This window comes from Aeromonas sp. YN13HZO-058, from assembly GCF_001921245.1.
GTDB lineage: Bacteria > Pseudomonadota > Gammaproteobacteria > Enterobacterales > Aeromonadaceae > Aeromonas > Aeromonas allosaccharophila.
This window is the reverse complement of record NZ_MQSY01000020.1, coordinates 32,266-53,589: the sequence shown is the minus strand read 5'-3', so window position 1 is coordinate 53,589 and position 21,324 is coordinate 32,266. Positions and strand designations below refer to the sequence as shown.

At 55.8% G+C, this 21,324-nt stretch carries 18 protein-coding genes; 6 read left to right on the top strand and 12 right to left on the bottom strand.

The features are described 5' to 3' along the window. Positions 1-32 precede the first annotated feature (32 nt). Complete coding sequence (gene mnmE, locus BSP75_RS03985) at positions 33-1,394, top strand: tRNA uridine-5-carboxymethylaminomethyl(34) synthesis GTPase MnmE (protein WP_075112300.1); 1,362 nt, start codon at positions 33-35, stop codon at positions 1,392-1,394. A gap of 162 nt (positions 1,395-1,556) precedes the next feature. Next, positions 1,557-2,696: a site-specific integrase gene (locus tag BSP75_RS03980; protein WP_042878465.1), complete on the top strand. Its 1,140-nt coding sequence runs from the start codon at positions 1,557-1,559 to the stop codon at positions 2,694-2,696. Between the two features lie 201 nt (positions 2,697-2,897). On the opposite strand, the gene repC is transcribed toward BSP75_RS03980, so the two are convergent. From repC to BSP75_RS03925, 10 genes are all read right to left on the bottom strand, one after another. Then, positions 2,898-3,698, bottom strand: a complete 801-nt coding sequence (repC, locus tag BSP75_RS03975; RefSeq protein WP_205421764.1) for a replication protein C, IncQ-type — start codon at positions 3,696-3,698, stop codon at positions 2,898-2,900. 25 nt (positions 3,699-3,723) lie between these two features. Further along, a complete protein-coding gene (locus BSP75_RS03970; RefSeq protein ID WP_083617049.1) occupies positions 3,724-4,581 on the bottom strand; it encodes a helicase RepA family protein in 858 nt (285 codons plus the stop codon). Positions 4,582-4,588: 7 nt separating this feature from the next. After that, complete coding sequence (locus BSP75_RS03965) at positions 4,589-4,924, bottom strand: helix-turn-helix domain-containing protein (protein ID WP_075112298.1); 336 nt, start codon at positions 4,922-4,924, stop codon at positions 4,589-4,591. A gap of 195 nt (positions 4,925-5,119) precedes the next feature. Continuing rightward, positions 5,120-5,722 carry a hypothetical protein gene (locus tag BSP75_RS03960; RefSeq protein WP_075112297.1) on the bottom strand — a complete coding sequence of 201 codons (603 nt, stop codon included), beginning with the start codon at positions 5,720-5,722 and terminating at the stop codon, positions 5,120-5,122. A 20-nt stretch (positions 5,723-5,742) separates the two neighbouring features. Continuing rightward, positions 5,743-6,528: a hypothetical protein gene (locus BSP75_RS03955; protein ID WP_075112296.1), complete on the bottom strand. Its 786-nt coding sequence runs from the start codon at positions 6,526-6,528 to the stop codon at positions 5,743-5,745. A gap of 204 nt (positions 6,529-6,732) precedes the next feature. Then, a complete protein-coding gene (locus BSP75_RS03950; RefSeq protein ID WP_075112295.1) occupies positions 6,733-7,701 on the bottom strand; it encodes an Abi family protein in 969 nt (322 codons plus the stop codon). Continuing rightward, positions 7,701-9,446, bottom strand: a complete 1,746-nt coding sequence (locus BSP75_RS03945) for a restriction endonuclease subunit S (RefSeq protein WP_083617041.1) — start codon at positions 9,444-9,446, stop codon at positions 7,701-7,703. The genes BSP75_RS03950 and BSP75_RS03945 overlap by 1 nt, the downstream gene beginning before the upstream one ends. Continuing rightward, on the bottom strand, positions 9,446-10,933 hold the full coding sequence (locus BSP75_RS03940) for an N-6 DNA methylase (protein WP_075112294.1): 1,488 nt from the start codon (positions 10,931-10,933) through the stop codon (positions 9,446-9,448). Before BSP75_RS03940 ends, BSP75_RS03945 begins: the two co-directional genes overlap by 1 nt. Before the next feature lie 120 nt (positions 10,934-11,053). Beyond that, positions 11,054-13,519 (bottom strand): EcoAI/FtnUII family type I restriction enzme subunit R, encoded by a 2,466-nt coding sequence (gene hsdR, locus BSP75_RS03935; protein WP_075112293.1) that lies wholly within the window; start codon positions 13,517-13,519, stop codon positions 11,054-11,056. Between the two features lie 786 nt (positions 13,520-14,305). After that, positions 14,306-14,929: a recombinase family protein gene (locus BSP75_RS03925; RefSeq protein WP_075112291.1), complete on the bottom strand. Its 624-nt coding sequence runs from the start codon at positions 14,927-14,929 to the stop codon at positions 14,306-14,308. A gap of 446 nt (positions 14,930-15,375) precedes the next feature. Here BSP75_RS03925 and BSP75_RS03920 point away from each other — a divergent pair, with 446 nt between their 5' ends. The 4 genes from BSP75_RS03920 to BSP75_RS03905 all read left to right on the top strand — a co-directional run bounded on the left by BSP75_RS03920 (position 15,376) and on the right by BSP75_RS03905 (position 17,989). Further along, positions 15,376-15,825, top strand: a complete 450-nt coding sequence (locus BSP75_RS03920) for a nucleotidyltransferase domain-containing protein (protein ID WP_075112290.1) — start codon at positions 15,376-15,378, stop codon at positions 15,823-15,825. Beyond that, a complete protein-coding gene (locus BSP75_RS03915; protein WP_075112289.1) occupies positions 15,818-16,246 on the top strand; it encodes a DUF86 domain-containing protein in 429 nt (142 codons plus the stop codon). The genes BSP75_RS03920 and BSP75_RS03915 overlap by 8 nt, the downstream gene beginning before the upstream one ends. A 169-nt stretch (positions 16,247-16,415) precedes the next feature. Beyond that, positions 16,416-16,670 (top strand): helix-turn-helix domain-containing protein, encoded by a 255-nt coding sequence (locus BSP75_RS03910; RefSeq protein ID WP_042013334.1) that lies wholly within the window; start codon positions 16,416-16,418, stop codon positions 16,668-16,670. Beyond that, the gene (locus BSP75_RS03905; RefSeq protein WP_075112288.1) at positions 16,670-17,989 is read left to right on the top strand and encodes a type II toxin-antitoxin system HipA family toxin; all 1,320 of its coding nucleotides are present in this window, start codon (positions 16,670-16,672) and stop codon (positions 17,987-17,989) included. The genes BSP75_RS03910 and BSP75_RS03905 overlap by 1 nt, the downstream gene beginning before the upstream one ends. A 411-nt stretch (positions 17,990-18,400) precedes the next feature. Here BSP75_RS03905 and fhuB read toward each other — a convergent pair whose 3' ends face one another. Together fhuB and BSP75_RS03895 are read right to left on the bottom strand one after the other, a co-directional pair. After that, on the bottom strand, positions 18,401-20,383 hold the full coding sequence (gene fhuB, locus BSP75_RS03900; protein ID WP_075112287.1) for a Fe(3+)-hydroxamate ABC transporter permease FhuB: 1,983 nt from the start codon (positions 20,381-20,383) through the stop codon (positions 18,401-18,403). Beyond that, positions 20,380-21,306 carry an ABC transporter substrate-binding protein gene (locus tag BSP75_RS03895; protein WP_075112286.1) on the bottom strand — a complete coding sequence of 309 codons (927 nt, stop codon included), beginning with the start codon at positions 21,304-21,306 and terminating at the stop codon, positions 20,380-20,382. The genes fhuB and BSP75_RS03895 overlap by 4 nt, the downstream gene beginning before the upstream one ends. Positions 21,307-21,324 lie beyond the last annotated feature (18 nt).

Sequence of the window (21,324 nt, the reverse complement as noted above, 5' to 3'; positions counted from 1 at the left end):
TTTCCTATCAGCGAACAAACGAGCCAAGCAAGATGACAACAGATACGATCGTGGCCCAAGCCACCGCGCCAGGCCGTGGTGGCGTCGGCATAGTCCGGGTCTCCGGCCCCGCCGCCGAACAGGTCGCCGAGATAGTGCTCGGCAAGCTCCCGCGGGTGCGCTACGCCGAATATCTGCCGTTCAAGGATGAGCAAGGCCAGGTACTGGATCAGGGCATCGCCCTGCTGTTCAAAGCGCCCAACAGCTTCACCGGCGAAGATGTGCTGGAACTACAGGGCCACGGCGGCCCCGTCATCATGGACATGCTGATCCGCCGCATTCTGAAAATCGACGGCATCCGCCCTGCCCGCCCCGGCGAGTTTAGCGAGCGCGCCTTCATCAACGACAAGCTGGATCTGGCCCAGGCCGAAGCCATTGCTGACCTTATCGAAGCCTCCAGCGAACAGGCCGCCCGCAGCGCCATGCACTCCCTGCAGGGGCAGTTCTCCAGCAAAATCCAGCAACTGGTGGAGAGCCTGATCCGGCTGCGCATCTACGTGGAAGCGGCCATCGACTTCCCGGACGAGGAGATCGACTTCCTCTCCGACGGCAAGGTGGCGGGCGACCTCTACAGCATCATGTCCGAACTGGACGACGTGCGCGGGGAGGCCAAACAGGGCGCCCTGCTGCGGGAAGGGATGAAGGTGGTGATCGCCGGTCGTCCCAACGCCGGCAAATCGAGCCTGCTCAACGCCCTGGCCGGGCGCGAGTCCGCCATCGTCACCGAGATTGCCGGCACCACCCGCGACGTGCTGCGCGAGCACATCCATCTCGATGGCATGCCGCTGCACATCATCGACACCGCGGGTCTGCGCGACACCCAGGACAAGGTGGAGCAGATCGGTATCGAGCGTGCCTGGGCCGAGATTGAACAGGCCGATCGGGTGCTGTTTATGGTGGATGGCACCACCACAGACGCAATCGACCCGCGGGAGATCTGGCCGGAATTTGTTGATCGGTTGCCAAAAAACATCGGCCTCACCGTCATTCGCAACAAGGCCGACCTGACCGGCGAGGATCTGGCACCGAGCCAGGAGCAGGGCCACGCCGTCTACCGCATCTCCGCCAAGACCGAGCTGGGGCTGCCCGCCCTGCGCGAGCACCTTAAACAGTGCATGGGCTTCCAGGGCAACACCGAAGGGGGCTTTATGGCCCGCCGCCGCCATCTGGATGCGCTGGAGCGCGCCGCCGAGCGCCTGCTGGTGGCCAAGGAGCAGCTGGAAGTGTTCGTGGCTGGCGAGCTGGTGGCCGAAGAGCTGCGCCTCGCGCAGGAGTCCCTATCCGAGATCACCGGCGAATTCAGCTCCGACGATCTGCTGGGCCGCATCTTCTCCAGCTTCTGCATCGGCAAGTAATGTGGTGAAAAATCAGCAATAAAAAGCAGCCAGTGAGAACATAAGACATTGTAAATATTGGACTTTGTTTTTTACTGGCTATTCTTGCCTGATCTTGTTTCGTGAGAATTTACCCCGAGAGTACCCCACAGTAACCTCTTGGGGTACTTTTGGGGGACACTTATGAAGATCAGCATCGAATACCGCGCACCGGACGCCGAAGGCAAGCGCGCTCTGCGCTTAACCTACTACGCCGGCTCCTACTTTGACCCAACCACGGGCATCCGCAAGCACAAACGCAGCAGAGAGACCCTGGATCTCTTCCTGTACGACAAGCCGCGTACCCCAGCACAGCGGCTCCACAACAAAGAAACCCAGCGAGCAGCCGAAGCTATCCGCGCCAAGCGACTCTTCGAGTACGAGACTGGTAAACACCATCTGGATTTCTCGAACGCCTACAAGGCCAGCTTCTTCGAGTACTTCCAAGAGGTTACAGACCAAAAAGCGGCAGGCAGCAAGAGCAACCATTCCATCTGGATATCAGCCCTCAAGCATTTACGCCAGTACCATAAGCTGCCGGAGCTGACTTTCGAGGAAGTAGATCAGCTGTTCCTGGAGGGGTTTCGGCATTACCTGATGCACAAGGCCCGCACCAAAAGCGGCACACCACTGAGCCGCAACACCCAGAGTGCCTATTTCAACAAGTTAAGGGCAGCCCTGAACCAGGCTGAGCAGGAACGGCTGCTACCGGATAATCCGGTACGACGTGTCAAAGCTATCCAGGGGGAAAAGAACAAACGGGTTTACCTGACCGAAGACGAGGTACGAGCTCTAGCCCAAGCCGAGTGCCGCTACGACGTTCTTAAGCGCGCCTTTCTGTTCTCTTGTTGCACTGGCTTGCGCTGGTCCGACATTCACAAGCTGACCTGGGCCGAGCTGGAGCCCTTCTATGGCCATTACCGTATCGTCTTCACCCAGAAAAAGACCAGCGGCCTGCAATACCTGGATTTGAATGACATGGCGATGCAGCTGATGGGGCGCCCAGGCAAGGCAACAGAGCGGATCTTCAAGGGCCTCAAGTACTCGGCTTGGCACAACATGGAGCTCACCCGGTGGGCGTTGCTGGCGGGTATAACCAAGAAGGTAACCTTCCACAGCGCACGTCATACCTTCGCCGTGATCCAGCTTAACCGCGGCGTCGATATCTATGCCCTCTCCCGCTTGCTGGGACACAGTGAGCTGAGAACCACAGAGATCTATGCAGACATCCTTGAATCACGGCGTAGAGATGCCATGCTCGATTTTCCCAACGTATTGGCGTGATAGAAGCCCCTTCGACGAGACCATGGCCAGAAAGAGCCAACAAATAGGCCAGCGCAACCATGCGCTGGCCTAGATTATCTTAGATAATATAGATCAGATTTCAGGATCGCCCTGCAGCCCAAGCGGTAACTGGGTTTCACTGAATTGGCTTGTGACCGTTATCGTGAACTTTGTGACCACTTTCGTGATAGTTTGTGACCGTTATCGTGATAGTGCAGGCCGGCCGATGGTAAACCGCCCCTTGGCATGTTCGCAGATAGACCAACCCAAAGCAGTCAACTCATCCAATGCCTTACGAACTCGTGATTGCCGCTTGCGATGGGTGACCATGCTGACCTCATCGGGAAAGGCATAAGCGACCAAGGTGTCTAACTGCACAGCCCTTTTCTGACCACAATCCACCCAGGCACATAGCCGCTGATGCAATAACCGAGCGATGCTGCCATTCAAGTGCCGAACTTCTGTCATGTCGATACGAACATGGCGGCCATTACCCATAATGGCGTAGGTCAGCAAGGGATTAAGCGCCACAAAAAGCCCATCAGTCTGAGTGTCACTGACATAGTTCGCCAATAAGCGAAAGCCGCTACGCTGGCCAGCCACCTTTGCGATCACCGACACCTTCCACAATCGCTCAATACAGCAACGTACAGTATTGGTATCTCGCGGATTGGCGTATCCAATCTCCTTGGCCAGTTTGCGCAAGCTGCTTCTGACCACCAATACCCTTTGCTGGTTGGCAGCCCAACGAAGATCCAGAAGATCTCGCAATATCGTCCCAGTTTCGCTCACCGCAACTGGCTCAATCTCGTTACTTTGCGACTCAAGCCCAGCCAGGGCAACCAACCCCTGAAGCACACGGAGGTCATCTGCACCCAGCGGCTCAGGCCCGGAGAACTCGATCTGATTGCCACCACCGAAACGGTAAATCACTTCCAGCTTGTCACGGCGGCGTTGGCCATGCGAGATCGCCCTAAACAACCCGGGAGCAAGACAGTGCATATGGTCATGCCTAGCATGGGTCAATTCAAAGCAAGACACGTTTGCCTCCCGCTCGGCGTGTTACGCCCAATCTGGCGGGAGCGGGGTACAGCACGCCACCATCCCCCCGCACCAACCAGCGCTCCGGTAGTGGCTGTCCATAATTGCTCTTGCTTACCCCAAACCGCACGTAAAGCTGGCTCTGCTCTGCCGATACACCCAGCTGCAGCGCCTCTTTCTTGGTCATAGTAGCGAGATAGCCCTGCCAGCGGATGTTATCCACCAGAACTGACGAACCTCGGCTTGCCTGCTGTAGATCGCCAGCTTCTTGGAATACTGCGGATTTGCTGGTGTGGTGTACAAACAACACAGCGCATCCCAGCCTCATGGCCAGCCGCTCCAACTGACCCAGCACCAGTGTCATAGCACAGGCTGCATTCTCGTCAGCATCGTGAAATCGTCTCAGTGTATCGATAACCACCAACCTGACCCCCTCAGCCCAAATGGCAATCGCTTCCCACCAGTGGCTATCCAACACATTTGGACTGGATCCCTGCAGCGGTATAAGACGAAGGTCTCGTTCAACGTTGGCACGAAGTTCAGCGTCAAGATATCCGCCCAAGGCAAACAAGCGCTGGTGCAGTACAGGCCAAGGGTCCTCGGCAGGCAGGTAGAGCACAGCCCCTCTGCTCAGATTGCCAAGCCCAATCCAATCTGGCCCACCGGATATCTGCATTGCCAGTTGTAATGCCAACATCGATTTGCCCACTCCTCCCGGTGACACCAAAGCACCAACGCAGCCCACCGGCAGCCCCGGGAGGACAAAATCGAGGGGTTTCGGAGGTTCAACAAAAGCCGACCGGAGATCCTGAGGCCAGTGAGATGCTATGAGATCTCGTTCCATAACAGCCTCACAACCGCCCATGACTAGCTTGCCGCACACGCTTGGTTACATGCTCAGTGAGTTCGGCGTCCGGTGAAATGCGGTGGGAGAGCAGCCAGTCCAGCAGCTCAACGCGCTTAAAGTAGATCTTTTTGCCTTGTGGCTTGTAATGCGGCAGACGCTTTTCACTGGTCAGCCGGTACACATAGCTGACAGAAACCCCCAGCAACTCGGCACACTCCTCGGCAGAAAGCACCTCTTTTTGCGCCAGTCCTTGCTGGATTACCAGCTGCTTAAGCTCATAAAGCTCTTTCAGAATTGACCCGTTAGGATCGCTGTAAACTGACGGATTTTGCTCACGCATGCAGATGATCTCCCTGTAACAAACATCAACATGCAAAGCGTACCGAGGACCTAACGAAATCCAGAGCGCTGTAAGTGCCCAAAATGGGCACTTACAGCGCTTTCTGGAAAATTTTCACATGTGAAGTTTTGGCGAGAAACCGCCAGTAAAGCCATCTGGCTCTACCAGGTTGGCTATCCCAAACCAACCACAGGCTCAACGATGGCTCATCTCTTTGATCCAACGGACAACGCTATCAGGGTCAGCAAGCAGCTGAGCGAGCGGCACATGGTTGGAGCACAAGGCGAGCTGGCCGCACTCCTCACTTTGCTTCCAATCCGGTTGATGAAGGGGCCAAGGCACCGGGCGCCACAGCTCATCGAAATGCTTGTCGCTATCTTCCAGACAACGGAACAGACTCACTTCAACAATGGCTTGGCCATCAAGTTGCAGAGGGTCTGGCTGGCCTTTTACCCCTGCCCGCAGCACTGAGGTATGGCGAAAATCGCTATCAATGTAAAGGCGGAAAGCCAGAGTGATATCGTTCTTTTCGGCAGTATCGCCACCCCAATCACGGTAACAATGGGTAGAAGCAAACAGTGGCAGATAGTCCCATGCCCAGCTGCTGGATGGGCGGGTTCCCGAGCGGCAGGGGCGGCTATTTTCGCTGGGCTCCCAATACCAGAACTCGGCGTCCAGTGCTTGGCTGGCGATCTGATCGAACAGCGGGAGGATACGCTGGTAGAAACCGGCGGCGAGTCGGTGGGCTTGTTGCAGTTGGGTAACCAGCTGGGTGGCCTGTTCAAGATCGTGTGGCATGACGGCATCCTTAGCCAAAGTCAGTGATTCAAAAAAGAGAAATCGGGGCGAGATAGGTGCAATGTCCCGGCATAGTCGAGCAGAGCAGCCCAACCAGTAGGCTCAGCCGGTGGGGGCGTTTCCCGCTCAGACATCCCCCCGCAATCCAGATCCAGCTGCCCTGCGTAGGCAAACAACGGCGCCCATTCAGGCACCACCGGGGCCATGCCAAACAGCTCAAACGCCTGCAGCCACTCATCGCGAATGGCGCGGTCCTGTCGACAACCCTCAACAAACTCGGAGGCAGTTTGCAGATAGCGGCGCAGTGGCTCCCATTCACGCAAGGTCATCTGGATAAAGCGTTCGGGCAGATCGGGGGGAGACAGCGGAGCGACAGGGATATTGCCAAGTGCCACGTAATAGAGTCGGTCTTCATAGTCATCAAACTCGGCTTCACTGACCACAGCATTGACCTGCGCCAGCCACTGCTCCCGATACTGGTCACCACCGAACGAGGGCTTCACCTCGATAACCACTAGCGCGTCGCCAAAGTGGAGCAGCACATCGGGCTCGACATAACGGCGATCCTGCAGCGATGTCAGTTTTGGCCACAGCTCCAGCCGTTGAAAGGTGGCCGGGTCTAGCGGATTGTCACCGAGTAGAAAGCGCAGCACGGCACCCAAAGCACCGTCCGAGAGGTGGGGCAGACGGCCAAAGAAGGTAGCAGTCAGCAGATCTTCACTGCCTTTGAACAGGTCGCGCCAGCGCAGAGACTCCCCTTCCCGCTCGATGCGGCCAGCTTTGTTACGTAAAATGGCATGCAGCATCGCAACTCCTTGTCATAAAACAAAAAAGTATCAGCACTGATATGCAGAAAAAACCGTTTTATCTGTCCCAGACCATCAGGTTCTCTGTCTCAATTTGAGACAAACAGTTTGACTATCCTGTCGACTGGACATAGTCTTATCCGCAACACGACCCCGGCCTCTTGGTTGCTTTGCAACTTACGCTGGGGTTCTTATTTGGTGGATTTACCACCACTCCTGCCAGTTCTCTATGTACCCCATATTTGCCAACCCCAGCTTGCGCACCGACTTTTGTGTGGGGAACGTCAGCAGATGATCCCGCAGGCGCAGATGCCACTGGGTATTCGGGCAAATCACCTTGAGTAGATGCCGTGTGATGGCCAGCAACACGAATGGCTTGGCAAGCCGCTCATCGTCTTTTGCCAGGAAATCGCACCACGCTACCTCTCTGGGCTTGGGCAACTTCACCTGCGCCGTTACGTTGCGGTTCCAGAGGCGGCTATGATGGGCGCAGATATTGCGCAGGTAACTGAGGCCGTAGATCCAGCTGGCAAACACCTGCCAGTCCAGACCGTATTTGCTGGCGATATGCTGCTGATCTGACACCTTCATCATGCCGATCAACTGCGAGATGGCGCCAAAATCAAATACCTCCACCGCCACCCAAATCGGCAGTTCCTCACCATGGCGCTGATGGTAGTGGCGCACAAAATCCTCTTTGGAACGCTTTACCAACCCTCGGTATTTCTCCATCCACGCCTCAAAGCGGCTCTGGTGACTCCCCCTGAATGCGGGCTGCCGGATAAAGCTGGGGTGGAAGTAGCTGCGATCGAGGTGAGCAAAGGTATTTCGCTTGCCAAGGAGATAGGCAAGATCGACCCGCAACGCCACCTCGATCCGCTCCAGCGCATCCACTACCAGCAGGCGCAGCTTCTTGTCGAACAGATAGAGCTCCACCGCATCCAGCAGATGGGTGTCGGGGCAAAACTGATCGGTTGCCCTGGTCTCCCGTTTGCTTTCAACCTCAGCCGCAGGCTCAAAGCGGCGAAATGGGTACCAATAGCCGCTTAAACGGTAATAGCCGATCCGCTCCAGATAGCTCAGTGCGGCATCCCGGTCGGTGACCGTGATACCGCGCCCAATCAGCTGATCCAGTTGCTGTTGATAGCTAAGCCAAGGGCGAGCGTAGGGCATCAGGCAAGGGCTCCTTCCACTAGCGACTCGGCCAAAGCAAGCTGGGTCTGCAAGCTGGTTTGCAGTCGGGATTTTAGTTGGTCGCAGAGAGTCATTAACTCATGAACCCTGGAAATGATACGAAGTTGCTCTTGATATGGTGATATCGGAATTGGGATTTCCTCCCACTTACTTCTATTGATAATCGGAGTCGCAGAACCAGTCGCTCGTTCTAACAAGAGATTTGTAAAGGCCTTTGTAGTCATTGCAGCCAACAAGAAATATGAATCACATAAGATTGGTCTAATAGAGTTTATCTGTTGATTAAAACCGATCTGCCTGTCACATATGGTGGCCTTACCTATAGACCCACCAATACACACCATCAAGATATCCCCAGCGTTTGCTTCAGAGCTGAGCTCCAAGCCTACGTCACTAAGATACTTTTCTGCTGCCAATAATTTACCAGATGGAGTTATTTGTCCTGGCCCAATAAAAGGAATTTCACCATCATAAAAGGCAGAGTTTCCAGTGCTAGGTGTTTTCCCCGTTGAGCAAATTCCTATATTTCCAAGTCTGGCCCACTCCCATCCCTGCGGTAACTCAAACGGCTTTTCGTCTTCACTAATCGCAGGCAGCGGTTTCTCTTTTTTGATTTTCTTCTCTTTGACCAGCTGCGCTTTTTTGGCGGCGATACGTTCCAGCAGGGCGGAGGCGGGTTCATCGCTGGGGTCTTGCGGCACCAGTTTGCCCATCACCGCCAGCTGCAGGATGGTCTGTTTCAAGGCGTCGATGCTGGCCTCAGTGGTAAAGAGGGTATCACAGTGAGTGCTTAGCCGCGCCCAGTTTTGCGCCAACTCGTCGGCATCGCTGGAGTCTGTCAGCGTGGCGAGCAGGGTCTCCACCAGCGTCTGATGGGCCGCCAGCTGTGATTCGCTGCGCTGATCCAGCTGGTCGCAGAGAGCCATTAGTTCATCGACTTTGGCGACGATACGGAATTGCTCATGAAGTGGAGGCAATGCCATAACAAAACTCCGGATATTTCCTAGAGAGACGAAGGACTGAACCGCACCAGACGCTTCCTTACGAAATATATTTTCTGCAAACTGTAGAAACAGCAGTAAAAACGAAGGTGAGGATAGCTCACTTAAGTAATATTTAAAGAGAGCAACATTTTTGATGCTAAACTCTCGCTTTGTATTAACAAGCACAGGATTACCTATGCTTCCAATCATTGCGAACAGGATGTCATTTTTTTCAACTGCTGAACGCTCAGATATTTTTTTGTGGTCATCCTCAGATATATACTTCACATCAGAAAAATCTAATACACCGCTTGATATGTTTTTGCTTGTAATTAAAGGGTAACCTTGCTCACAATATCTTGGTGTGTCATGAGTACCATCTCTCACATCATACACATCAGTAAGTCTTGCCCACTCCCATCCCTCCGGCAATTCAAACAGCTTTTCTTCCTCACCAATCTCCGGCAACGATTTGGCCTTTTTTATCTTGCCTTCTTTCACCAACCGCGCCTTTTCGGCGGCAATTCGTTCCAACAGCACGGAGGCCGGTTCATCACTGGGGTCTTGTGGCACCAGTTTGCCGCGCACGGCCAGCTCCAGGATCAGCTCGCGCAGCATTTTGATGCCGGTGAGCTCCAGCTTGCTATTGCTGCCGCGTCCGGCACTGCTTTTCGGGCGCACCGCCGCACTCCAGAGATCCAGGTGGTCGGTAATCAGATTTTCTATTTTCAGCGCCGCCATTATGCCTGCTCCCCTTGCTTGGCCGCACCTTTGCCCAAAGCGTCGCCCAGAATGGCTTTTAGCTGGTCACGCAGGGTCTGGATTTCAGCCTGCTCTGCGGCATAGCGAACCAGCAGCTCGTCAGGGTCGTGGCTTATTTGCTCGCCGACATGGGGGTTTTTAATATCGAGGTTGAAGTTACGCTCGATAATGGTATCGATACCGATCTTCCAAGCTTGCTCGTTCTCTACCCGGGCAGCAAAGCCGTCCGCCTCATCCCCCCACCAGGCAATCTCGGCTTCAAACTCCTCGAACTTCATCGGCTTGGTTTTGCTGTAGCTCTTCACCCCAGCCGGATAGGGGTGCTCGTAGAACCAGACATCCTTGGTGGGCTGGCCCTTGGTGAAGAAGAGGATATTGGTCTTGATACCGGTATAGGGAGCAAACACGCCGTTGGGCAGTCGCACTATGGTGTGCAGGTTGCACTCGCTGGTGAGCAATTGCTTGATCTTGGTTTTGACCCCTTCGCCAAACAGGGTGCCATCGGGCAGCACCACGGCGGCGCGACCGCCTTTTTTCAGAACTTCAATGATGAGCTGCAGGAACAGGTCGGCAGTTTCACGGGTGCGCAGATCGGCGGGGAAGTTTTGCTCGATGCCATCCTCTTCGGTGCCGCCAAAGGGCGGGTTGGTGAGGATCACATCGATATCGCTGTCCCAACTCGACAGCGGCTTGTCGAGGGTGTTGCCGTGGCGAATTTGCACCGGTACCTCAATGCCGTGCAGCAGCATATTGGTGGTGCAAAGGAGGTGCGGCAGCTGCTTCTTCTCGACCCCCAGGATCTGCTGCTGCAGGGTCTGATGGTCGGCTGAGGTCTCGACATAGTGCTCTTTGACATGATCGAAGGCGCAAGCAAGAAAGCCGCCGGTACCGCAGGCCGGGTCCATGATCCGCTCGCCAAGCTTGGGGTCTATGCGGTTCACCATAAAGCGGGTGACGGCGCGTGGGGTGTAGAACTCGCCCGCGTTACCGGCGCTTTGCAGGTCGCGCAGGATCTGCTCGTAGATATCGCCAAACAGGTGGCGCTCGCTGCTGTCGGTAAAGTCGATCTCGTTAAGCTTGTTGATCACCTGCTTGAGCAGGGTGCCGTTTTTCATGTAGTTGAAGGCATCGCTGAACGCCTCTTTCACCACATAGCCACGGGGGTTGAGATCGATATTGGCAGGCTGGTTTTTCAGGCTGTCGAACAGATCGTTGTTGACGAAATCGAGCAGGGCATCACCGGTCAGTCCTTCGCTATCGGCCGCCCAGTTGCGCCACAGGAAGCGCTCGGGGATGGGGCAGCGGTAGTTATCCTGCTCAAACTCCAACTCCTCTTCCTGGGCGTCGAACACTTTCAAAAACAGCAGCCAGGAGAGCTGGCCGAGGCGCTGGGCATCACCGTCAATACCGGCGTCCTTGCGCATGATGTCCTGAATGGATTTGATGACTGAGCTGATGGATGACATGGGATTCTCTGCTTTTTACAAAAATGGTGACGAATACAGGGGCGAATGCGTCAGGAGTATCGATAAAACAAGCGGCCATCATTGGAATGGCCGCATGGTAGTTCAGAAGCAGTCAGGTCGTCAGGCGCTCTGCTGCTCACGGTAAATTTCTTGTTCCAGTTCGGTGATGGCCTGCTCGAACTGTTTGGGGCCACCAAAACCCTTCTTGGCCAACTCCAGCGGCCGACCCAACTCGGTAAAGGGGGCGACTTTTAGCGCATCCTTAGTCTCAATCTCGGTCACACCCTGATCGGCATACTTGTCGAGCAGGCGGGTTAATACCTGCTGGGCGGTGTCGTTGTACTTGGTGAAGTAGTTGCGCTTTTTGACGTTGTTGGCCCGCTCGCGGCGGGTCAGTGGCGGCTGATCGTATACCACGTGGCAGATAAGGTCGAACGGGTCGAGCTCCTTACCAACTTCCTGCTCCAACACCTCCCACAGCACGCCCGCCTGAGCCAATTCATCCATAATGGCTTGCTTGCGTTCGGCGGCTTGCCAGCGTTTGGTGAACGCATCGAGGGTGGCAAACTCTTTGAGCAGGGTCTTCTTGGTGTAGTCCTTGAAGGATTCGGTCACCAACTTGCCATCGGCATCGTAATACTGCACCCGCTCGGCGATGACGCTGACCGCCACGCCGTTGACATAATACTTGCTGACCCCGGGCTCGGGGCCACCCAGCGGGCCTGCGCCCTGGCCCCCAGCGCTACTCTGGCCACCATCACTACCGCTTGTGTAGCTGCCGGGTTGTTCATCGACTCCGGGAGCAAACGGATCGCCATGGTCGCCGGGTTCATCGGCAGGCAGTGGATCGGCGCCATCGATGATATCGCCCAAGCCTTCATCCGGATTGTTGATGTCTGCGGGTTTGACCACCATGACGCGCTCCGGCTCACCGTCGAAACGGGGATCGGCAAATAGCTCGGTGGCCTTCTTGAAGTCGAGAATGGTGAACCAGAGCTTGCCGTACTTGTCGTCGATACGGGTGCCACGGCCGATGATCTGTTTGAACTTGGTCATGGACTGGATGTTTTGGTCCAGCACCACCAACTTGCAGGTTTTGGCATCGACGCCGGTGGTCATCAGCTCGGAGGTAGTAGCGATGACCGGATAGGGCTTTTTCGGGTTGATGAAGTTGTCGAGCTGGGCTTTGCCAAGGTCATCATCGCCGGTGATTTTCATCACATACCGATCATCTTTCAGCATCTGCTCGGGGTTAAGGTTCGCCAGCACCCGTCGCATCCGGTCGGCATGATCAATGTCGTTGCAGAACACGATGGTCTTGGCCATCGGGTCGGTTTTCTTGAGGTAGTTGGTGATGGTTTCGGCCACCAGCTGGGTACGCTCATCGATCACCAGGGTGCGGTCGAAATCCTTCTGGTTATAGATACGGTCTTCAATCAGGTTGCCCTGTTTGTCCATCTGCCCTTTGGTGGGACGCCACCCCTGCAGATCGACATCGATATCGACCCGCACCACCTTGTAGGGGGCAAGAAAACCATCTTCGATCCCCTCTTTGAGGGAGTAGGTATAAACAGGGTCACCGAAGTAATCGGTGCTGGAGACGGTTTCGGTCTCTTTGGGCGTGGCGGTGAGACCAATCTGGGTGGCCGATGAGAAGTATTCGAGGATCTCGCGCCAGGCGCTGTCTTCGGAGGCGCTGCCCCGATGGCACTCATCCACCACGATCAGGTCGAAGAAGTCGGGTGAGACCTGCTTGAAGGCTTTCTGTGACTCTTCTGGCCCGGTGAGCGCCTGATAGAGGGCAAGGTGGATCTCATAGGCTGGGTCGATCGTGCGCCCGGTGACCTTGGTCATGGCCGAGCCAAAGGGCTGAAAATCATTGATCTTGGTCTGATCCACCAGAATGTTGCGATCGGCCAGAAACAGGATGCGCTTCTTGGCGCCCGCCTTCCACAAACGCCAGATGATCTGGAATGCGGTGTAGGTCTTGCCGGTGCCGGTGGCCATTACCAGCAATACCCGATCCTCATCTTTCGAGATGGCTTCTACGGTCTTGTTGATGGCCTGCAGCTGGTAATAGCGGGGAGATTTGCCGCTGCCATCGGAGTAATAGTCCTGACTGATGACAGGCAACTGTGCCTGAGTGTAACCCTTCCAGGTGCAGAGTTTGTCCCAAAGCAGGCCCGGGCTGGGGAAGTCCTCCAGCGCGATCTCGGATTCCAGCTTGGCCGGATTGGTCTTGTCATGAAATACGAAGCCATCGCCGTTGCTGGCGAACACGAACGGCACATCCAACAGACGGGCATAATCGAGCCCCTGCTGCATCCCCTTGCCAATCTCATGCTTGTTGGCTTTGGCCTCGATCACCGCCAGTGGCAAGCCCATCTTGTGATAGAGCACGATATCGGCCGATTTGACCTTCTTGCGTGCCGCCATCTGGCCGCGCACCACCACCTTGCCATCCCGCAGCTTCACCTCTTGGCGAACCTGAGTCAGGTCATCCCACCCCGCAGCCTTGATAGCAGGCAGCAGGTATTTCGAGATGATGTCGGCTTCGGTGAGGGTTGCTTTGTTGATCTCGGCCATGAGCACTCTTCCGGTCGGGGGACAATATTGCTCAAGATTCTCTCATAAATTCAGCCGGGTTTTATTGATTTCAGACTCATAAAGCAACATGGGTGCAGCTCTTGATGGCATGCCTTCGGGTCAAGGAAACGTCTGGCAATGGCGTAACTAGGTCGTAGTGAATGATTGTTGAAGGGCATCGCTTGAGTTAGTCCCATAGCAAGTCAGCCGGTTTGGCTCTCGCTGAATGCAGAGGCCAAGATTCCAGATAGATAGGAATCTGCCCCCATCAATTCCAGCACACCAAGGTCCATAATCCCTTCAAACAAGATGACCAATATTTCAGAGAGAAAAACGGCACGAAATTTCCAGATAGATAGGAAGTCTTCGATCAGGATTCCACATAACTCGTTCTGAACTGGCATTCCACTATGTGGAAAATTCGCACCACTTTTCCAGATAGATAGTTATGTGGAAAGAAACTGGACGGGAATTGGCTGGGGATGACAAGGCTCATTTCATGACCCCACATCCTGCGAGATTCCACACCGCCATATTTGTCACGAACGGACAAACTTTAATACTTTCAGTTGGTTGTTGATTTTTCCCTGAGCGAAGTCCATGGTGATATGGAGTTTGGTCACACGATCACCTGATTGCATCATTTATCCGCTACACCTGAGGCCATCACCATGAACAGCATCGTCATCCTGATCCTCCTGTTTTCATTCCTGATAGGCTTTGGCGCCTTTGCTGCGTGGCTGTATATCGAAAAGCGTCGCATGGGTGCCTCGGATAAATGACCCGCTATTTTACTGAACGGACCTCTTTTGCCACGCACGAAATCAGATGGCGGGAGCAGCCCAACATTTCCTGGATCACCGAGTAGCTGTGTCCGGTGCTCAACAACTGTGCGATGTGCTGACGCTTCTTTTCATCTTTCTGGCGACCGCGATATTTCCCCTCATCCCTAGCCTTAGCAATACCCTGCTGTTGCCTGCGTCGGCGATCTTCGTAGTCTTTGCGAGCGACTGCTGCGAGCATATCCAACAACATGCCATTTACAGCCTGCAAGATGGCGCTGGTGAACTCGGAGCGGCTGTCCCCCTGTAATGCCACCCAGGAAGTCGGAAGCTCAGGAGAAACGATGGAGAGCTGTTTCTGGGCCAACAACTGCTTCAGTGTTTGCCAATCCGTCTGATTGAGACGGGCCAGACGATCAATCTGCTCTACCAGCACAATGTCACGATCTGCAGCGTCGCGGATCAGCCTCATAAGCTCAGGCCTGTCCAGCGTTGCCCCCGACTCATTCTCTACATAGAAACTGGCAATCTGATGGCCATGCTCAGCAGCAAAACCTATCAGCAGCTCTCGTGCCCGCTCAGCATCCTGTTCCACAGTCGATGCACGTAAATACGCCCGTATGAACATTGAACCTCCAATCAGTCTGTTTAAAGTGGTTCCTAACCATTGGTTCAATATAAGTGGTTTCGATATGATTTTCGAGAGGGTATTAGGTGGTTTTTATGGGGTATACCTTTTTAGAACCACCACATGACGATCGAAAAACAACCTTTCGATAGCCTTTTGATCTGACAGCACAAACTTTAAGTGTGATCCGTCATCACAAAGTCGCTTTTGAGTTGTATTTGGGTATTTAAGCGACGTTGCTCACCATTCCTGATCTGCTGAATGGGATGCCAAAGGAGGAAATCTACAGAAGCTGGGCTTTGAGGTGAGTCATCTTTTCGACTCACCGAACAAGCCAGCAGCCAAGCGCAGCGCGGCAGGCTACTGGAAGTTACGTACAAAAGCCCAACCATGTGGCACCATACTAACCAGAACTCTGTCTCAAGCGACCAAATGGCCGTACCAATATGAAACCCGACAGCGATGTTATTCACCAGCTGATTACCCTAGCCAACAGCAACCCCCAGGTGCAGGTGCTTTGGCTTTACGGCTCCCGTGCCAAGGGGACTGCAGGTCCTGCCAGCGACTGGGATCTGGCGGTGGCCTTTGATCCAATCAAACAGAGTGGACCACTGGGTACTGCACTGGAAAACCGCTTGCGCCCTGAACTGCTCGCGCTGGAGTGGCAACGTGCCATGGGGTTGGCAGAGGGGAAACTTTCGGTCGTCGATATCAATCAGGCCCCGATTCCGTTGGCTTTTGCGGTAGTAGATGCAAATCGTCCTCTCTATAGCCGTGATGAGGGGCGGCGTTTGCAAGAGGAGGCGCGGATAATGTCGCAGATGGAACTTGGTTATCACCATCGCCAAGCCTATATCAGCAAACATCATTCTGAGGAGTGGAGTAAAGATGAGTGATAACGCCTATATAGGAGCTTTACGCATCAGCCTGTCGCGCTATAAGGCCGAGTTGTCAGAGATACGGGCTATTCTGGCGCTGCGTGCGCTTTCCAATCTGGAGTACCGCGCAGCTGAGCGAACTCTACAAGTGTCTATCGAAGCGTGTATTGGCGTGGCAAAGCACTGGGCTAAAGCATTGGCAAGTCATACCCCACAGGATGCCTATCAGGCATTCGAAATCCTGGCCCAGCGTGGTGAGCTATCCCCCGACACCTTAATCGGCTGGCGCAAGATTATTGGCCTTCGCAATGCGCTGGTGCACGACTATCTGAATATTGACCCCGAGATCATCCGTAGCGTCATTGCTCAAGGCTATAGCGACCAGCTGTTCACGTTTGCAGATCAAGGTCTCGACTGGTTGGCTGCCCATATTGATTGAAACTTCGACGTCATATCTCCGCTTACCGTTCTCTTACCCGCTATAGGGGATTAATGTTTAATACCGGCTATAGCGTGTAAGTTATATTTACCTCCTATAACAGGTAAACATTGATATACCTGTCACAGCGTGTAAATTGGAAGAAGGCACGCTACCAGGTTGTCGAATCATGAAAGTAACCAGCGCCAAGCAGCTGAGCGCCTGTATCAAGGATGCCAGGCTTTCTCAAAAGCTCTCTCAAGGCAAAGTGGCCGAGAAAGTGGGGATTAGGCAAGACACAGTCTCCAGCTTCGAACTCAATCCTGAGTCCACCAAGCTGGAAACCCTGTTCAAGATCCTCGCATCACTCGAATTGTCACTGGACATCAAACCCCGCAATGAGTCATCCGAGAGTCCGGCATCGGGCTGGAAGGAGGAGTGGTAATGGCCAATCTGGCTGTCTACATGAACGGCTATCGGGTAGGCACATTCACCAAAACTACCAGCGGCGCCCATCAGTTTCAGTACCATGAGTCATGGCTGGCACAACCGGGCAGCCGTCCCATCTCACTTTCCATGCCATTGCGCCATCAGGCCTACCGGGGCGATGAAGCCTATAACTTCTTCGACAACCTGCTGCCAGATAATACGGAGGTGAGGAACAGGGTTGTAGCACGCTATCAAGCGGCATCAACTCAGCCCTTCGATCTGCTCAGTTGCATTGGCCAGGATAGCGTAGGGGCATTACAGCTGGTTACCGAAGGGCACGACGTTCCAGATGTCAGGCGAATCGACTACAAAGCACTTTCCGATGGCGAGCTCGAGCAGATTCTGACCAGCTACAAATCAGGAATCCCTTTGGGGATGGTCAGGGAGCAAGAGGAGTTCCGGATCTCTATCGCCGGAGCGCAAGAAAAGACAGCGCTGCTCTTTCTCGATGGCCGTTGGTACTTGCCACTCAACGCAACGCCGACAACCCACATTATCAAACTCCCTATTGGCAAGATTGAAAGCCACTCCTACTCGATAGACCTCTCCCAGAGCGTAGAAAACGAATATCTCTGCACTCTGATTGCCAAGGAGTTTGGTATACCCGTACCTCACTGCTTCATGATGCAGGTTGGCCAGGTCAAAGCACTGGCTGTGGAACGCTTCGACAGACGTTACGCTGCCGATCGCAGTTGGATCATGCGCCTTCCCCAAGAAGATTTCTGTCAGGTATTGAATGTTCCGTCAGCACGGAAATACGAGAGTCATGGAGGACCAGGGATCACTGACATCATGAAAACCTTGCTGGGCTCTGCGACACCAGAACAGGATCGCTACCTGTTCATGAAATCTCAGGTCCTGTTCTGGCTGCTGGCGGCCACCGATGGCCATGCAAAGAACTTCTCGGTCTTTATTGAACCGGAAGGGCGTTTTCGCCTGACCCCTTTTTACGACATCCTATCTGTCTATCCAGTGTTTGGCGGCCGAGGCCTCAACCGAAGGGACGCCAAGCTCGCTATGGGCCTAGCAAGCAGCAAGGGAAAGAAATACGCCATTGAGCAGATATTCCCGCGTCATTTCTTCCAAACGGCGAAAGCTGTGGGATTTGAGCGTTCTGCTATGGAAGAGATCCTGACAGAACTGGCCAACTCCGTTGATGATGTTATTGAGCGTGTTACCCAGCAATTGCCAGCGGGCTTCCCCGATGCCATCAGCAGCACCATTCTAGAGGGCCTAAAAGCCCGCTCAGCCAGGCTGATAAAGGGCTGGGATTAAATTGACGGTATGTGGGATGATTGCACGGTTAGCCAAACCACCTATGGGAAGTTTGCACGGTTCGAAGAGTAAAAGCGGCTTTCCAGGCACCGGACGGTGCTATGGTCGGTTCAAAATATGTTCAAAACTCACCTAAAAAGCGGTTTTGAATGCGTGTTGTAGCATCGCGTTGATTCATATGGGAAGGCTGCACGATCGAGAATGGACTATGTGGGAACGCTGCACGATGTGAGCGGCCTCTCAATATGCTGTTTTAGTTACTTTTACCCCAATTGGCCCCCCGAAAAGCCACTAACATATTGAAAATAATAGATTATTTACATTCTGCATCGGCAAGTAACGCCGCACGACAGACAATAAAAAGCCCGGGTTCGTCCCGGGCTTTTTATTGTCTGTTTTTTGTCCGCACACCTAGAGGCGGCGCAGACACCACATGAAGTAAGCGCCCCCTAACAGGGTGGAGACCAGCCCAACCGGTACCTCCTGCGGGAAGAGGATCTGCTGGCCGACCCAGTCCGCCGATACCATCAACAGGGCGCCGGAAGCGGCTGCCCCGAGCAGGTGCCAGCGTGCCCGCACCAGCCCCATCAGCTTGGCCATGTGCGGCGCCAGCAGACCGACGAACGAGAGCGGCCCCACTACCAGGGTGGCGCTGGCGGTGAGCACGGCCACCAGCAGCAGGATGGCGAGCTGGGCACGGTTGAGGCGAATGCCTAGCGCGGTCGCCACCGCAGTTCCCATCGGTAGCAGATCGAGCCAGCGGCTCACCAGCAGGCAGCCAGCCAGCATCAACAGCGCCAGCCCCACCAGCCCATAGGCCACCGGCAAGGTGACATAATAGGTGGAACCGGACATCCAGGAGAGCAGTTGCTGCACCCGCATGTCGCCGTTGGCCAGCGCGATAGCCTGCAGCGGCTCAAACAGGGCCGTGATAGCGATACCTGAGAGCAGGATCCGCTCCGGCTGGAAGCCGTGCTTGCGATTAACCACCACCAGCAGCAACAGGCAGCCGAAGGCACCGAGCAGGCCACCGGCCAGCATCAGCGGCAAGGGCAATGCAGGCAGCAACAGCGCCGTGGCTACTACCCCCATAAAGGTGCCGCCGCTCACCCCCAGCAGCTCCGGGCTCGCCATCGGGTTGTTGCTGACCCGCTGCAACAGGGTTCCCGCCAACGCCAGCAACACGCCAGCCGCTCCCGCCGCCAACGCGCGCGGCAGCCGCCACTCCAGCTGGGCCTGCCAGCGGAGCCAGCTCGGCCAGCTCCAGCCCGTCATTCCCTGACCAAACAGCAGGGAGGCGACCATTGCCAGCAGCAGCCCGACCAGCAACAGGCCGATAAGGCGAGCAGGTGCCGGATGGCGGGCCACCAGCAGGCCGGCGTTTGCCTTCGGTGTACCAGACTTGATACCAAGACGCGGGATCAGCCAGAGCAGCAGCGGCGCACCCAGCAGGGCGGTCATGGCGCCGGTGGGGATCAATACCGGCCAGAAGCGGCTCAGGCTCTGCAGCAGCAGATCGGTGGCGGCCAGCAGCAGGGCGCCGAGGATCGGTGCCCACAACAGCCGCTGGCCGAGCTGGCGGATCCCGAGCAACCGCACCATGGCGGGCGCCGCCAGCCCGATAAAGCCGATCAGCCCCACCACACTCACCACACAGGCGGTGACAAACACCGCCAGCCCCAGTCCGGCAAAACGCAGATGCTGCAGAGAAACCCCCAGACTGCGGGCGCTGGCATCATCCAGCTCCAGCACCGCCAGCGGGCGTACCAGCACCGCGGCCAGCGCTGCGGCTGCCAGCAGGCGGGGCAACAGGTAACTCACCCCGCTCCAGCTGTTCTGCACTAGCGAGCCACTGCCCCACACCAGCAAACCTTTCAGCTCCTCCTGAAAGAACAGCAAGAGTCCCATGCTGATGGCCGCCAGATAGAGGTTGATCACCAGCCCGGCAAAGACGATGACCACCGGATTGAGCTGGCGACGCCAGGCCAGGGCAAACACCAGTGCCATCGCAAGGCTACCGCCAGCCATGGCGATCCACTCCCGCCCCAGCAGCAACCAGGAGGGGGCAAACAGGGTCACCATCATCAGCGCCAGTTGGGCGCCGGAGGCCACCCCCAAGGTGGAGGGTGACGCGAGCGGATTGCGCAACACCTGCTGCATCAGGGTGCCCGCCAGCCCGAGCGCCGCCCCGGCCAGCAGGGTGACAGCCAAACGGGGCAGCCAGCTGAAATGCACCACAGCTTGGCTGACGTCATCCAGATTGGGGGCAAACAGGCTCTGCCACCAGAGCGCACCGGGCAGCTGGCGAGCCAGCTCCCAATACGCGAGCGAGAGGGTCAACCCCAGCAGGATCGAGACCGGCCGAAGCAGCGGCGATGTGAGCAGTCGCTTCATCGGCCAGCCTCCATGCGATCGGCATCTTGCAGCAATGCATCGCTGAGCAGACCGGCGAAACGGCGGGCGGCAAGTACGCCCCCAAAACTCCACACCGCAGGCAGATGCAGCACGGGCGCCTGCCGTACCAGCGGCAACTGCTGCCACAGCCCAGGCTCCTGCAGCCGTTCGCTCACCCCAACCGGAATGGGATCGACCACCACCAGCCGCGCATTGGGCAAGGTCATGAACTGCTCGATGCTGACCACCGAGAAACCCCAGTCATTGGTCTGCTCCTGCCAACTATTACGCAGCCCGAGGCGCGTCATCACCGCATCAAACAGGCTGTGACGACCAAACACCCGTACATGGCGCTCATCGATAAACTGCACTACCAGCAGGGGCGGCAGATCCGCAGGCAATTCAGCCTGCATGCTGGCCAGATCCCGATCCAGCCCGGCCAGCAGCTGTTCGCCCTCGGCGGTTTTGCCCACCATACGGGCGAGGGTCAAGGTCACCTCGTGCAGCCGCTGCCACAGATCGGTTTGCCCATCATAGAGGGCGATGGTGCTCACCGGCGCGATGCGGGAAAGGGTTGGCGCCAGCGGGGCCGCCAGCGGCGAGATGAGGATTAGATCGGGTTTGAGCTCCGCCAGCAGCTCGCGGTTGGGCTGGGTGCGCAGGCCGATATCCACCACTCCGGCGGGTAGCCGTGGCTCGCCGACCCAGGCCTGATAGGGGCCAACATCCCCCACCGCCAGCGGAGTCACCCCGAGTGCCAGCAGGGTTTCGGCTATGGTCCAGTCGACGGTGGCAATACGGGGTGGCGACTTCACAGCATCGGTTTGAGGGAGCTCTGCAGCGGCAGGCATCGTTGGCTCGGCCTGCAACATAAGCGGAGCCAAGAGGCAGCAGAACCAGCCAATTTTATTGAATAAAAACATCGAGATAACAAGCCTTAT